This window comes from Cupriavidus sp. IDO, from assembly GCF_000812465.1.
Taxonomy (GTDB): domain Bacteria; phylum Pseudomonadota; class Gammaproteobacteria; order Burkholderiales; family Burkholderiaceae; genus Cupriavidus.
Window position 1 is genome coordinate 17,943 of sequence record NZ_JWMA01000084.1, and the last position, 14,151, is coordinate 32,093.

Consider the following 14,151-nt stretch of genomic DNA (forward strand, 5'->3'; position numbering starts at 1 on the left):
GAAGGAGACAGCGAGAACAAGACGCCTAGATGTCCGGAACGACCAGGACACCACTTTTCACTGTATGGATCATCGCAAGGCGATCCTCGATTGCCTTGCGCAGGAGTTCCCGCCCCCTGAACGGATCCGTCAAGTAGCTTGCGTACTGGCTTGTCCGAATTTGCACCTTGAGACTCATCGCCGCCGGCCCGCTCTCCGGCCATGTCACCAGAAACGCCGGACCGCTGTCGGCGCACTCAACAAAAGCCGTATCAGGCGACGGAAAACAAGCGTCAGCGCCCTGGGCCAGGAATTGGAGGTCCTTGTCCCTGAACTCGTAGGTTGCCATTTCTTTCTCCCATTGGCTCGGAAGATCGTGGCGTGAAAATCATCCTGGCAAGCAGCCGCCGCATCTGCCCCTTCTAATGGTAGACCAGGCGGGACTTGGCGAGGGCTTGCGGCAGATTTGGCGGGCCTGCGCTTCGCGCCTTGCCGCGTTCCGCTCTATAACTTGTATTGCTCCGGGCGGCCTTTTTTGCGACTGTCGCCTTAGCCGATCGCCGTCACTTGTCGGCCAATCGTTTGGCAACGCAAAAGTGGATCGGATCAGAGCCGGACCGGATTGGAATCAAAACAAGGAGCTGCATGCGCGCTCGCTCACGCCCCCCTGACGCAGGCTTCCGCTGGCTGTGGCAGCTGTCGGCCGCAGGCTGGGGGCATTGCGGGCTGGCCTATGTCACCGGCGCGCTGCTCCCGCCGCGCTGGTGGCCCGTCAGGGAGGCCATGCCCGTGCGCGACCGGTACTCATCTCGGCGCACGGCGCTGCTGCTGTACACCTTTGCCTACCGCGGAGGTGGCGCGCCAGCCGGCACCCTGCCGCCGGGCGATGGCTTTGCCTGGCGGCACCAGCAATGGGCGAACGGGAATACCTCGGCATGATGGTCGAGACCGGCACGCCGGTTCGCCATGAAGACTGGCGCCCCTTTTTTTCCGGCTACAATGCGCGCTGTCCAATCCGTCCAATGCCGACCTGCCCCTGCCATGCGCGACTCCAGCCAGGCGTTCCTTCTCGGTCCTCTGCTCAAAAGCGTCTCACGTTCCTTCTATCTCACACTGCGCGTGCTGCCTGCCGGGATGCGCGATCCGGTTGGACTGGCCTATCTGCTGGCGCGCGCCGCGGACACGATCGCAGACACCTCGCTGGTGCCGCCGGAGCAGCGCCTGGAATGGCTCCTGTCGTTGCGTGAACAGGTCAACGGCGCAGCGGGCCACGCAACGCTGCAGCGCCTGGCTGGCGATCTGGCCGGCCAGCAGACGCAGTCCGATGAAAAGATCCTGCTGGAATCGCTCGGCCCTGCGCTCTCGCTGCTGTCCCGGCTGAGCGACTCCGATCGGGAAGCAGTACGCGGAATCGTCTCGACGCTGACCGAGGGCATGGAGTTCGATCTTCGTACTTTTCCGGACGAACGCGCCGGGCGCATCGTCGCGCTGCGCGAGCCCGCGGACCTTGACCGCTATACCTACCTGGTCGCGGGATGCGTCGGGGAATTCTGGACCAGAATGACTGGCGAGCACGTGCCCGGTGCCCTCACGGGCGACCCGGACGCGATGCTGCGCCGGGGCGTTCGTTTCGGGAAGGCGCTGCAGATGACCAATGTCCTGCGGGATTGTGGCAAGGACCTGCGGATCGGCCGCTGCTATCTCCCCTCCGCGATGCTGGATCGCCATGGACTGCGTCCCGAGGATCTCCTGCTGCCGGACGCCTCCCGCCGCGCACGACCGGTGATGTTGGAGCTCCTGCGCGCGACACTGGATCATTTCCGCGAGGCAGTGGCCTACGCGCTTGCCCTGCCGACCTGCTTCGTGCGGCTGCGGCTGGCCTGCGTATGGCCCATCGTCATCGGGCTGGAGACCCTGCAGCTGCTGCTTGGCAACGACGACTGGCTGAATCCGGAGAAGGCGTCCAGGCTGCCGCGTGGGAGGGTCTACCGGATCGTCATGTACTCCCTGTTGCTGGTCGGCTCGAATGCCTTGCTGCGCATCTGGTTTGCGCGGCAGATGGGAGCGATTGAAAGCCGGCTCTAGTGTCCTGTCCCGCAGATACCTTGCCAGCCGGCTTTCAATGCGACACGAACAAGGGCACTTCGGCTTGCCGGGTCAGTGCGCGTGTCGTTCCGCCCAGGACCAGCTCGCTCAGCCGGGACCGGCCATAGCCTCCGGCGACGAGCAGATCGGCCTGCAGCGACCTGGCGACCCGAAGCAGCACATTGTCGGGATCGCCCCCCTCTTCTACGTGCAGCGTGGCTCCCACGCCATGGCTGGCCAGCCAGGTTTTCAGGCGCGCGCCATCATCGTCCGGCCCACCGTCACCGGTCGCGACGACAACGATGGAAACGCTGGACGCGAGCCGGAGAAGCGGAAGCGAATCCGCAACCGCCCGCGCCGCCTCCCGACTGGCGTTCCATGCGATCACGACGCGGCCCGGCAACTGCGGCCTGGCCCTGGCTGGCACCAGCAGCACAGGCCGGCCGGCATTCAGCAACGCATACTCGGCGGCCTTGGCCATCGGGGCCGGCACGCTTTCATCCGCCAACGGCGGCGCCGCCAGGATAAGGTCGGCAAAGCGGCCTTCCCTGGCCAGTGCCCAACCCGCTTCTGCTTCCATCACAATCTGCCTGGCAGGTATTGACGGCGCCACCTGCTTTACCAGCTTTTGCAGGACGGCGTCATGCCCGGCCGCCAGCCGGCGGATCTGTTCGGCTGCGAGCGCCGCATATTTCCCCGTCTCCTCGCCAGCGCCGCGGAAAGGCTCCAGTTGGGCGCCTGTCGCCGTCAGCCCGATGATGCTGCCGTCGAACAGCAAGGCAAGCCTTGCCGCTGCTTCAATGCGAGCCGCTCTCGCGCTGTCTTCCCGGAGGTCGACGAGGATTGTCCTGAAGGTCATCGAGTCATCCTGTCCAGTTGAAATCAGACCGCCTCAGTCAGGCGCCGGGGCCACCGCTGGAGCGCTTTCATGACAGCGTCCCGCCCCGGTTCCGGTCCTGTTCTCGCCTCAGCGGGAGAACAGCACCGGTACCGTCATCGACACCAGCAGCGTGCGCGTCACGCCGCCGAGCACCAGTTCGCGCATGCGGCCGTGTCCGTAAGCGCCCATCACGATCAGGTCGGCATCGAAATCCGCCGCGCGCGAAAGAACGAGTTCACCGATGGTCAGGTCAGCGCCGCCGGGACCGTGTTCGATTTCCACTGCAACACCATGACGTTCCAGCACGCGCGCGGCGTGGCTGACCGGCGTGGCATCGGCCCGGGCCTCCTTGGCCGCGGTCTGCGCGCAAAGAATGCGCGCCTGCGCGCCGGCTATCAGCGGCAATGCATCGTGCAGCGCCCGCGCCGCCTCCCGGCTTCCATTCCATGCGACGATAACTCGCGTGCCAACGGTGGGAAATTCGCCCGCGCATGGCACGACAAGGGTCGGGCGGCCGCTCTCCAGCAACAACGATTCCAGCAGTTGCCGGGCCACCGGACCTTCGCTATTGCCGGCGTCGTACTGGCCGGCAACGACCAGTCCGGCCTCGCGAGCCTCGCGCAGCACTGTCATCACGGACTCCCGTTCCGCGGCCCGCCATTCGGTGCGCACCGGCAGTGCCTGGGTGGCCGCAAGAAACTGCCCGCGGACGTTCTCCCTGACCTGCCTGCGCCGGGCCTGATCTTCCGCCACATACTGCTGGGCGCCCTCCATCAGGTAGAACCAGGCGGGATCGGGAATGAAGCCGGCGTAAATGCCGGTCAACGGGCACTCGTTGGCGGCGGCGATATGCCCCGCCACCTCCAGCCGCTGCAGTGCCTGCGGATTGCTGTCCAGATGCACCAGGATACTGTCGTAAGCCATGATCGCCCTCTCGCTCAAGCTACAAACCAGTCTAGGCAGCGAGGCCATCCGACCCTTGATCCAGATCAACGGGCCGGTGCTGTCGGCGGCACGGCTGGCGTATTGCCCTCGCAGTACGCCGCAGACTGATAGAAAAAGCGCGCCGGGACGGCCATCGACGTCTTGAGGCCGTCACTCCGTATGGCCGCGATCAGCAACTCCGTCACGCCCGGTGCTCCGGGTTGATACATATCAAGCGCGGATCGCCGCCGGCGTGTAGGCTGAATGTAACAAACTACAAGAACGATTTTGCACATCCGTGCCTGTCAGGAGACTCATCATGTACCAGCGCATCCTGCTCGCTGTCGACGGCAGCCGTTCTTCCGAGCTGGCGCTGAGCCAGGCCATCATCATCGCCACGGCGACCGGAGCCGAGGTCAAGGCGCTGTTCGTGGTGGACGACAGCGATGTCTACTTCGAGGCAAGCTACTTCAACCCCAAGGAGCTGGTTGACAGCATCATCACGTACGGCCGCAAGGCGCTCGATGCCGCCTCGGCCAGGCTCAGCGAGGCAGGCGTGCGGAACTCGGTGCAACTGGATGAAAAACCGGTGTCACCCGGCCGGATCTCGCTCACCATCGTCGCCGAAGCCGACGCATGGAATGCCGACCTGATCGTGCTCGGCACCCACGGCCGCCGCGGCGTCAGGCGCCTGCTGATGGGCAGCGTCTCCGAAGGCGTGCTTGCCAAGACCAACAAACCGGTGCTCCTGGTCCGCAGCGAAGCCGAAGGCTAGGTGCGCCGCGGCGCCTGCGGTGACCAGACATCACGCCATGCCGCAAACCATGCGTGCAATGATCTTCGAGGGCGCAGGCAAGCCGCTGCGCCTGCAGGACGTACCGGTTCCCAAACCCGGGCCGGGCGAGCTGCGTATTGCCGTGGCGGCATGCGGCGTGTGCCGGACCGACCTGCATATCGCCGACGGCGACCTGCCCCGCCCGAAGCCCGCTCTCATCCCTGGGCATGAGATCGTCGGCAGGGTCGAATCGTGCGGCGCCGGTGTCACCACCTTCGCGCCAGGCGACCGCGTGGGCGTGCCATGGCTCGGACATACCTGTGGCAATTGCAGCTACTGCCTGCACCATCACGAAAACCTCTGCGATGCACCGCAATTCACCGGCTACACCCGCGATGGCGGCTATGCCGAGTATGTCATTGCCGACAGCAGCTACTGCTTCAGGATTCCACCCGCCTATGACGATGAGCATGCCGCGCCGCTGCTCTGCGCCGGCCTGATCGGCTACCGGACGCTACGCATGGCCGGCGAGGCAAAGCGAATCGGCATCTACGGCTTCGGCGCCGCCGCGCATCTGGTGACGCAGATTGCGGTGGCGCAAGGCCGCGAGGTATACGCCTTTACCCGCGCCGGCGACACGGGCGCCCAGCAACTGGCCTACCAGACCGGTGCATGCTGGGCAGGCGCCAGCGATCTCCAGTCCCCGGTGCCGCTGGGTGCGGCGCTGATCTTCGCCCCGGTGGGTGCGCTGGTGCCGTGGGCGCTGCGCGCCGTGGACAAGGGTGGCATCGTCGTCTGTGGCGGCATCCATATGAGCGATATTCCGGCCATGCCCTACCAGCTGCTTTGGGGAGAAAGACGGCTGTGTTCCGTGGCCAACCTCACGCGCGCCGACGGCATCGCCCTGATGGACTTTGCAGCCCGGACGCCGCTGCGCACGCACACAACCGCCTACCCCCTGGAGCAGGCCAACGCGGCGCTCGCCGACCTGCGCGACGGCCGTCTTTCCGGTGCCGCCGTCCTGGAAGTCCGACACTAAAGCCCCCAATCCGATATCTCCATGAGCCGTTACCAGACACGCTTTCAGACCCGCGAGCAAGCCGGCACGGAGCTGGCCTGGGCGTTGCACGCATATCAGGGCACCGGCGCCCTGGTCCTGGCAATTCCGCGCGGCGGCGTGCCGGTCGGGCGCGTCGTGGCCGATGCGCTGGACGCTGATTTCGACCTGGTGATGGCGCGCAGGATTGTTCCGGGTTTAGCGGTGGACGACTCCGGCGCGACATGGTGCACGTTCCAAGCCAACCCGGGCGGCGAAGCCGACGGCCAGCGTGACGCCCAGTTCGACCAGCTTCGCAGGCAGCGGGCGGTCTATACGCCGGTTCGCAAGATGGCGGACCCCAAAGGGCGCGTGGTGATCGTCGTGGATGATGGCCTGGTCAGCGGAGCAACCATGTATGCCGCGCTCGCCAGCCTGCGCAAGCGGCAGCCCGCCCGGCTCATCTGCGCGCTCCCGATTGCCGCCAGGGCCGGGCTGGACCGGCTCCGCGCCCTGGCCGACGAGGTCATCTGCCTGGATGCGCCGGATCGCATCGAGAACCTCGCGCACTACTATCACGAGTTCCAGCTGGTCAGCGACGACCGGGTCCGGCAGTTGACAGGCACAACGGCAGCCCAATCTCAGATCCGTTCACGGCCGGGCGCCAGGGCAAGCGTGCCATCGCTGAGCATGGCCCTGCAGATTCCGTACGAGACCACCTGCCTCCGGGCCATGCTCGAAACGGCGCCGAACCCGGTGGGCGTCGTGATGATGGTGCATGCCGGTGGCGCGCAGCGCCGCGCCGCGCGCAGCCACTACCTGGCGCGCAAGCTGCGGGCGAAGGGTTTCGCCACCATGCTCGTGGACCTGCGGCCCGACAGCCACGTCAATGACGCACCGGATACCGAGGTCGATGACCTGGTGGCAAGGCTGGACCATGCCCTGAACTTCCTGCGCGCCAGGACACCCTGCGCAAGGCTGCCGGCGGGCTTGCTAAGTACCGGCACCGCCGCAGCGGCAGCCCTGCGATTGGCCGCACGCAACGCGGCGCAGCTCGGCGCCGTGGTCTGCGTTGCGGGGCGAGCGGATCTCGCGGGCAGCGCCAGCCTGCAGCAGCTCGAGATCCCTGCCGTGCTGATTTGTGCCAGCGGCGATCCGCAGAGCATACAGATCAACGACCTTGCATTCGAACAGATGCATTGCCCCCGGCAACTGCGGCTGATTCCGACCAACGGCCGCGGATTCGAAGACCGCGAGGCCCTGGAAGACATCGCGACACTCTCGGCGGACTGGTTCGGGCGGCACCTTGCGGCGGCATCGCCTCCGAGCCTGGCTTACGGAGGATGAGCGCAATGCTGTCTCATCCGAGAAAGGCATGCGGTCAGGCGAACGTATCCACGCCCTGCACCAGCCTCTTGGCCAGTCGCGGCTGGCTGAGTTGCTCCAGCCACCATTGCAACGCCCGCCCATCGTGGTCGCCACGCCAGCCCACGTACAGCACGTTGGGCTCGCGCGGATCGGCGGTGTGCATCTCCACCAGTTCCCCGCGCTTGAGCAGCGCCGCCACGCGGTAGCGAGGCAGCCAGCCTGCGCCCAGGGCGTCGCGCTGGGCCAGGATCTTGGCGCGCATGCTGGGCACGGCCAGTGCGGCCTGTCCACCGAGCACGCCGTAGCCCCTCCCGGCCGTCGTGCGCGAAGTGTCTGCCACTACCACGGCGCGGTGCCCGGCGATGATTTCGCGCGTGAGCGGCTCCTTCACCTTCGCCAGCGGATGCCGCGGCGATACGGCAAACACCCACTCCATCACGCCAAGTTCCGCCCAGCGCAGGTTAGGAATCGAAGGCGGTTCGTTGGTGGCGCCGATGACCAGGTCGGCGCGGCCGTCGCGCAGGGCTTCCCAGGTACCGCCCAGCACTTCGCTGGTCAAGCGCAGCGCCACGCCGGACTTCAGCGCGTCGAAGGTGCGGATGACCGGCATCAGCAGCTCGAACTCCAGGATCTCGTCGCTGACGATCCACAGGCGGTCTTCCCAGCCGCTGGCGACCTGCCGCACGCGCTGCGTCATGCGCGCGACATCCTGCATCAGCCGCTCGGCTTCCTGCGCCAGCAGCCGGCCCGCGGGCGTGAGCTGGAGACGGTAGCGGCGGCGGTCGAACAGCAGGGCGTCAAAGCGCGCCTCCAGCTGACGTGCGGCATGCGACACCGTGGACGGCGCCTTGCCGAGCCTGGCCGCCGCGCGCGACAGGCTGCCGCTCTCGCGGATCGCTTCCAGCAGCGCCAGTTCGTCTTCTGTCAGCATGTTCAATCCCGTCGAACGAGTCAGTCGGGAAAATCGTACGGCAAGGCGGGTAAATCAGTCCACTATGCGGGCAGGAGAAAAGCGCAAGGAGCAAGACATGGGACTTCTGGTGAATGGCCGCTGGCAGGACAAGTGGTATGACACCGCCTCCACGGGCGGGCGCTTCGTGCGCAAGGACGCCGCCTTCCGCAACTGGGTAACGCCCGACGGCAGCGCCGGCCCCAGCGGCTCCGGCGGCTTCCGCGCCGAACCGGGGCGCTACCACCTGTACGTGAGCCTGGCCTGCCCGTGGGCGCACCGCACGCTGATCCTGCGTGAAATCAAGGGATTGCAGGACATGATCGGCGTTTCGTCGGTGCACTGGCTGATGCGCGAGGAAGGCTGGACCTTTGCCGACGGCCCAGGCGTGGTGCCCGACGCGGTCAACAACGCGCGCGTGCTGCACCAGGTCTATACCGCCGCCAGCCCGGACTACACCGGCCGCGTCACCGTGCCGGTGCTGTGGGACAAGCAGCGCGCCACCATCGTCTGCAACGAGTCATCGGAAATCATCCGCATGATGAATTCGGCCTTCGATGGCGTGGGCGCCACACCCGGCGACTACTACCCGTTGACACTGCGCGCCGAGATCGATGCGATCAATAGCCGCGTCTACGACACCGTCAACAACGGCGTCTACAAATCGGGCTTCGCCACCACGCAGCAGGCCTACGAGGAAGGCGTGGTGCCGCTGTTCGAGACGCTAGACTGGCTCGAAGCACGGCTGTCGACGCAGCGTTACCTGGCGGGCAACCGGTTCACCGAAGCGGATATCCGGCTGTTCACAACGCTGATCCGCTTCGACGCGGTGTACGTCGGCCACTTCAAATGCAACCTGCGCCGGATCGCGGACTACCCTGCCTTGTCAGCGTATGTGCGCGACATCTATCAGCAGCCGGGCATTGCCGGCACGGTGAACTTCGAGCACATCAAGCGGCACTACTACGAAAGCCACCGCACGCTGAACCCGGCCGGCATCGTGCCGCTCGGTCCGGTGCAGGACTTTACGGCGCCGCACGGGCGCGAACAGTTGTAAGGGACTCAGGCTGTCAGCCTGTCCACTGCCCGCATCCCCTGCCCGATCGCCGCAGTCAGCGACGGGCTGCCCGCGCTGTCGCTGTTGGCGAAGCTGACGCTGCCCATGCCCGGCAGCACCGGCCAGGTAGCGGCATCTTCCCCGGCCAGGCTGTCCGGCATATAGCTGTAGCCGTGCGCCCAGCGGTTCAGGGTAATGCCGCGGATAACGTCTTTCGAGGCAAAGCCGGCCGGCCCGAGCATGCGGTCAAGCTGGGTGCGGATGCCCAGCTCCAGTTCGCTGAACGGCGTGCCGAGCAGGAACGCACGCCCGGCGCGGAAGCGCTCGCGCGCGCTCATGCCGCTGTCCGGCACGGTCGGCACGTAGAGCATATGCAGCACCGCCGGATCGGCCGGACCCGTGCCGGCGGGCGGTTCCAGCCAGAGGTCGGTATAGGCCATGGCTGGCGCGTGGATGCGGCGGGTCTTGAGCGCCGCGAACGCCTGCCAGTGATCGAGCGCGACCTTGGTATAGATCAGCGGCGCCTTGACGTCGGCGCGCAGCGCCTCCTTCTGCGCGGCCGGCAGCGATGGCATCAGGTACGGGATCATCATGTTGTAGCCGGCCAGCACCACGTGCCGCGCCTCGACCCGATGCAGGTTGCCTTGCCAGCCATAGGTCACGCGCGTGATATTGCCGTCGGGCTCGACGGCAATGGCGGTGCTGTTCAGCCGCAGGCGCACGCGCGCGTCGTCGCGGTCCAGGCGGCTGTAGTCGAACGCGGCCGTCACCACGTCCGCCGGCTTGCCAATCGTGGCGACGCCCGGGATCAGGCTGTTCACCAGCAGACGCGCCAGCGAGGCATTGCCGTCCGGGAACCAGAGCCGCGATGTGGGCGACTTGCCCAGCCGCGGATTCGGCGCGGGAGCAGGCATGCCGGCGCCCGCAGGCAGGCCAATCGAAATCGCATCGGCCACCGAAATGCCGTCCGCGTCCAATGCATAGGCGTCGTTGCTGCGGCTGCGCAGGAAGCGCTGGCCGGCCAGGCCGATGCCGGCCTTGTCCCGCAGGAACGCGGCATAGCGCGTGCGGGGCAGATAGGTGGCGCGCTCGCCGGCCGGCATGCCAGCGAGGTAGTCCACATTGCCTTCGGCAAGCTTCGCCAGGGCAAGGCGGTCCTGCGGCGGCAATGGCGCCCCGTCAAGAAAGCGCTGCGCCAGACCCGAAGCCGGCTCGCTGGCACGCTGGCCACTGCGGGCATCGATCAGCTCGCCGAAGGGATCGCCTGCCAGCCACTGGTCGCGGCCGAAATGATCGGCATCGAAGAAGACGGCCCGGCCCATGCCGAGAGCGGCGTATGGATCCGGGGCTTCACCAGCCGGAGCGCGCGCAGCGTCCAGCCCGAGTCCGGCCAGCAGCTCGCGCACGGCGGCGTCCGTGGCGGCCGTGGCAGGCATCTCGGCGCTGCCGCCGTAGGTCACCAGCCGCTTGCCGCGTACGGTGAATTCATTGCGCTTGGCGTGGCCGCCGAAATCGTCGTGATTGTCGAGGATCAGGATGCGCTTGCCGGCGCCGAACTTGCGCCGGTAGAACCAGGCCGCGGCCAGGCCGCTCAGGCCACCGCCGACCACCACCAGGTCGAACGCCTCGTGCGCCAGCACGGTCGGGTACTTCGCGCCTTCGCGCGCCAGGCTGTGCGCCAGCGTGAACGTGCCCGCGTGGTTGCCGCGCAGGCCGGTCAGCGCGGGCGGATACGTGGCACTGCCCGCAGCTTGTGCGGCGTGCAGCCACTGCGCGGGCGCCAGGCCCGCCGCAATCGTCAGCGCCGTGCCATTGAGGAAATCTCTGCGCGAAATCGTCATCGGTCAGTTTTCGGTTCTTGTCCGCCCAGCACCTGACGGCGCTCGGCCACGGTGCGTTCCGTCACTACCGCGGCGCGGTTGCCCCAGTTGCCACGGATGAAGCTCAGCACGTTGGCCAGTTCCTGGTTGTCCAGCGTCCAGCCATAGCCGGGCATGTGATAGTCGGTGGGCGCGGTATTCACGCGTGCGGTCACGGCGCCGTCCAGCAGCAGGTTCACCAGCGACGACGGGTCAGGGTCCGCCACGGTGGGGTTGCCGGCCAGCGGCGGGAAGACGCGGGCAAACCCCTTGCCGTCGGCGCCGTGGCAGGGCATGCAGAACTGCGCGTACTGGCGCGAGCCGGTGCTGTCGAACCGGCCCTGTGCCAGTTGCGCGGCAGCGGATGGGTCGTGGCGGAACGGCTTGTCTTCGCCGCGCGCGCCGGGGATCGATTTGAGGTAGGCGGCCACGGCGTCGAGGTCGGTCGCGTTCATGTATTGCGTCGACGTAGAAATGACGGTCGACATCGGCCCGAACGAAGTCGCGTGCGCATTGCGCCCGGTGCGCAGGAACTCGGCTATCTCCGCGCGCGACCACGCGCCCAGCCCCGTGATCTGGTCACTGGTCAGGTTGGTGGCCGACCAGCCTTCGACGATGGCGCCTGACAGGAACCGCTTGCTGCGCTCGTCGAGCCCCTTCTCGGCAAACAGCATGCCGCGCGGCGTATGGCAGGCGCCGCAGTGGGCCACGGCCTGCACGAGATAGGCGCCACGGTTCCATTCGGCGCCCTTGGCGGTATCCGTGCGCACCGGCGCATCGTCAAGGAAGAAGCCGTTCCACACGGCCAACAGCCAGCGCATGCTGAACGGCCAGCGCATCTGCGCTGCCGGGTTCCGCTGCGATACCGGCGCCACTTCGGCGCGGAGATAGGCGTATAGCGCCGCCACGTCCTCCGTGCGCATGCGCGCGTAGGACGGATACGGCATGGCCGGATAGAGCCGCTTGCCGTGCAGTGCCACGCCCTGCCGCACCGCGCGGTCGAAGTCGGCCAGTGTGTAGGCACCGATGCCGCTGCCCTTGTCCGGCGTGATGTTGGTCGAATAGATGGTCCCCACCGCCGTGCGGATTGGCAGGCCGCCCGCGAAGGGCTTGCCGCCCTCGCGCGTATGGCAGGCGGCGCAGTTGGCGATCTTGGCAAGATAGCGCCCACGTTCCAGTTGCTGCGCAGGCGTGACGGCAGACTGTGGGGCCGACTGGGCCCGGGCCTGCGGAATGGCGATGACCAAGGCGGCCAGCGCCATGAACAGGCAGGCCAGCCACAAGACAGCGGCAGGATGCCGCCTTTTCAGAAGATGCATGGGGCTTGTTGTTATCAGGCGTGTTCGGACAACCAGGCGACCCGGTCAGGCGTGCGTCACCGCCCAGTTTGCCAGCACCACCAGGCACAGCACCAGCCCCGCGGCCAGCATCACGCCGGTCAGGATCAGTGGGACCGGCCGCGCGCTTTCCAGGTCGCGCTCATGCTCCTGGCCCTTGCGCAGCCCGAGGAAGCCCCACAGCACGGTTCGGATCAGCCTTAACGGATTCATCGTCACACTCCTTTGTCTGGCAGGCGTCGCCTTCCGGGCAAGCCCTTTTCACCTGAAAGGGATTATCGGCCGCGCCGGCAAGACATAACAGCATCAGATACCGGAGAATTTTGCGTATCAGTTTGCCGGTCCGGGCGATAATCCCGGGCAAAGGACTCCCCGCCATGAAACGCTACGAAGAACTGGCCGAAACCCTGGCCACCGACATCCGCAACGGCAGCCTGCCGCCCGGTACCCGCATGCCCTCCATCCGCAAGACCGTGGCGCAGTACGGCGTGAGCCCGTCCACGGCGTTCCAGGCCTACTACCGGCTGGAAGAACGCGGGCTGGTACGTGCGCGCGAGCGTTCGGGCTACTACGTCGCCGGCCCGGCGCGGCGGACTTTGCCGCAGCCGCAGGTGCGGCCGTCGCGCCAGGTCTCGACCGAGGTGGACATCTCGAATCTGGTGTTCTCCGTGCTGGAAGGTGCCCGCGACCGCCAGCTGGTGCAGTTCGGCTCCGCCTTTCCGTCGCCCGAGCTGTTTCCGTGGGACCGGCTGGGCAAGTCGCTGGCCAGGGCCGGGCGCGCGCTCGATCCCTGGTACTCGGTCAACGACCTGCCGCCCGGCAATACCGCGCTGCGCCGGCAGATCGGCCTGCGCTACCTGGGCGCCGGCGCCCCGCAGCCGACCGACGACCTGATCGTCACCAATGGCGCGCTCGAAGCCCTGAATCTCTGCCTGATGGCCGTCACCCAGCCTGGCGATGTGGTCGCAATCGAATCCCCCGGCTTCTACGCCGCGCTGCAGGCACTGGAGCGGCTGCGCCTGAAGGCAGTGGAAATTCCCGTGGACCCCGTCGAAGGCATCGACCTCGGCGCGCTCGATGCTGCCCTCGCCCGTCATCCGGTCAAGGCCTGCTGGTTCATGACGCAGTTCCAGAACCCGATGGGCGCGAGCATGCCGGAGGACAAGAAGAAGGCGCTGGTCGCCCTGCTGGCGCGCCATCAGGTGCCGCTGATCGAAGACGATGTCTATGGCGAGCTGTACTTCGGCAGCCGCTGCCCGCTGCCGGCCAAGGCCTTCGACACGCAGGGGCTGGTGATGCATTGCAGCTCGTTCTCGAAAACGCTCTCGCCCGGATTCCGCATCGGCTGGGTGGCGCCGGGCCGCTTCGGCGAGGCCATCCAGCGCCTCAAGCTGATGACCACGCTTTCGGCGGGCGTGCCCACGCAGCTGGCGCTGGCCGAATACCTGCAACACGGCGGCTATGACAAGCACCTGCGCCGCCTGCGCCATGTGCTGGAGATGCAGCAGGGCCAGATGATCGACGCCATCGGTCGGCATTTTCCCGAAGACGTGCGCGTCTCAAGGCCGGACGGCGGCTACTTCCTCTGGGTGGAGTTCGCCACTGGCTTCGACGCGCTCGCGCTGCACCGGGCCGCGCTGGCGCATGGCATCGGCATCGCGCCGGGACCGATGTTCTCGGCACGGCAGGGCTATCGCAACTGCATCCGCCTGAACTACGGGCACTTGTGGAACGACGAGGCGGAAGCGGCGATCGGCAAGCTCGGCGAACTGGCGCGGGCGCAATCCGCGGCGTGACCGTCAGTCACGGCCACCCCGCTGGCGCCTCAGCGCCCATTCAATAGCCTCGAATCCCGCCTGCACCACCAGTGCCAGCACAGCGGCGGGAAACGCCCCCCCCCGC

14 protein-coding genes are annotated in these 14,151 nt (G+C 67.0%); 7 read left to right on the forward strand and 7 right to left on the reverse strand.

Features of this window, described 5'->3' with window-relative positions; translation table 11 throughout:
• Window positions 1–25 precede the first annotated feature (25 nt).
• Window positions 26–328 (reverse strand): hypothetical protein, encoded by a 303-nt coding sequence (locus RM96_RS23330; RefSeq protein WP_039014050.1) that lies wholly within the window; start codon window positions 326–328, stop codon window positions 26–28.
• A gap of 296 nt (window positions 329–624) precedes the next feature.
• On the opposite strand from RM96_RS23330, the gene RM96_RS23335 reads away from it, so the two are divergent.
• Window positions 625–918 (forward strand): hypothetical protein, encoded by a 294-nt coding sequence (locus tag RM96_RS23335; protein WP_039014051.1) that lies wholly within the window; start codon window positions 625–627, stop codon window positions 916–918.
• 102 nt (window positions 919–1,020) lie between these two features.
• Window positions 1,021–2,064 carry a phytoene/squalene synthase family protein gene (locus RM96_RS23340; protein WP_039014052.1) on the forward strand — a complete coding sequence of 348 codons (1,044 nt, stop codon included), beginning with the start codon at window positions 1,021–1,023 and terminating at the stop codon, window positions 2,062–2,064.
• Window positions 2,065–2,098: 34 nt separating this feature from the next.
• On the opposite strand, the gene RM96_RS23345 is transcribed toward RM96_RS23340, so the two are convergent.
• A complete protein-coding gene (locus tag RM96_RS23345) occupies window positions 2,099–2,842 on the reverse strand; it encodes a universal stress protein (protein ID WP_238587382.1) in 744 nt (247 codons plus the stop codon).
• 189 nt (window positions 2,843–3,031) lie between these two features.
• Window positions 3,032–3,868 carry a universal stress protein gene (locus RM96_RS23350; protein ID WP_039014055.1) on the reverse strand — a complete coding sequence of 279 codons (837 nt, stop codon included), beginning with the start codon at window positions 3,866–3,868 and terminating at the stop codon, window positions 3,032–3,034.
• A gap of 319 nt (window positions 3,869–4,187) precedes the next feature.
• On the opposite strand from RM96_RS23350, the gene RM96_RS23355 reads away from it, so the two are divergent.
• From RM96_RS23355 to RM96_RS23365, 3 genes are read left to right on the forward strand one after another with little or no spacing between them, the layout of a single operon-like run.
• Window positions 4,188–4,643 carry a universal stress protein gene (locus RM96_RS23355; protein WP_039014056.1) on the forward strand — a complete coding sequence of 152 codons (456 nt, stop codon included), beginning with the start codon at window positions 4,188–4,190 and terminating at the stop codon, window positions 4,641–4,643.
• Window positions 4,644–4,680: 37 nt separating this feature from the next.
• The gene (locus RM96_RS23360; protein WP_039014057.1) at window positions 4,681–5,682 is read left to right on the forward strand and encodes a zinc-dependent alcohol dehydrogenase family protein; all 1,002 of its coding nucleotides are present in this window, start codon (window positions 4,681–4,683) and stop codon (window positions 5,680–5,682) included.
• Window positions 5,683–5,703: 21 nt separating this feature from the next.
• Window positions 5,704–7,026 carry a phosphoribosyltransferase family protein gene (locus RM96_RS23365; RefSeq protein WP_039014059.1) on the forward strand — a complete coding sequence of 441 codons (1,323 nt, stop codon included), beginning with the start codon at window positions 5,704–5,706 and terminating at the stop codon, window positions 7,024–7,026.
• Window positions 7,027–7,060: 34 nt separating this feature from the next.
• Here the strand turns inward: RM96_RS23365 and RM96_RS23370 are convergent, their stop codons facing one another.
• Window positions 7,061–7,978: a LysR family transcriptional regulator gene (locus tag RM96_RS23370; RefSeq protein WP_039014060.1), complete on the reverse strand. Its 918-nt coding sequence runs from the start codon at window positions 7,976–7,978 to the stop codon at window positions 7,061–7,063.
• Window positions 7,979–8,075: 97 nt separating this feature from the next.
• Between RM96_RS23370 and RM96_RS23375 the strand changes: the two genes are divergently transcribed.
• Window positions 8,076–9,053 (forward strand): glutathione S-transferase family protein, encoded by a 978-nt coding sequence (locus tag RM96_RS23375; RefSeq protein WP_039014062.1) that lies wholly within the window; start codon window positions 8,076–8,078, stop codon window positions 9,051–9,053.
• A gap of 5 nt (window positions 9,054–9,058) precedes the next feature.
• Here RM96_RS23375 and RM96_RS23380 read toward each other — a convergent pair whose 3' ends face one another.
• From RM96_RS23380 to RM96_RS23390, 3 genes are read right to left on the reverse strand one after another with little or no spacing between them, the layout of a single operon-like run.
• On the reverse strand, window positions 9,059–10,894 hold the full coding sequence (locus tag RM96_RS23380; protein WP_039014064.1) for an NAD(P)/FAD-dependent oxidoreductase: 1,836 nt from the start codon (window positions 10,892–10,894) through the stop codon (window positions 9,059–9,061).
• The gene (locus RM96_RS23385) at window positions 10,891–12,231 is read right to left on the reverse strand and encodes a cytochrome c (RefSeq protein WP_082016684.1); all 1,341 of its coding nucleotides are present in this window, start codon (window positions 12,229–12,231) and stop codon (window positions 10,891–10,893) included. The genes RM96_RS23380 and RM96_RS23385 overlap by 4 nt, the downstream gene beginning before the upstream one ends.
• Window positions 12,232–12,276: 45 nt before the next feature.
• A complete protein-coding gene (locus RM96_RS23390) occupies window positions 12,277–12,462 on the reverse strand; it encodes a DUF2970 domain-containing protein (protein ID WP_039014065.1) in 186 nt (61 codons plus the stop codon).
• A gap of 164 nt (window positions 12,463–12,626) precedes the next feature.
• On the opposite strand from RM96_RS23390, the gene RM96_RS23395 reads away from it, so the two are divergent.
• Window positions 12,627–14,045 (forward strand): aminotransferase-like domain-containing protein, encoded by a 1,419-nt coding sequence (locus RM96_RS23395; RefSeq protein WP_039014066.1) that lies wholly within the window; start codon window positions 12,627–12,629, stop codon window positions 14,043–14,045.
• Window positions 14,046–14,151: the final 106 nt, after the last annotated feature.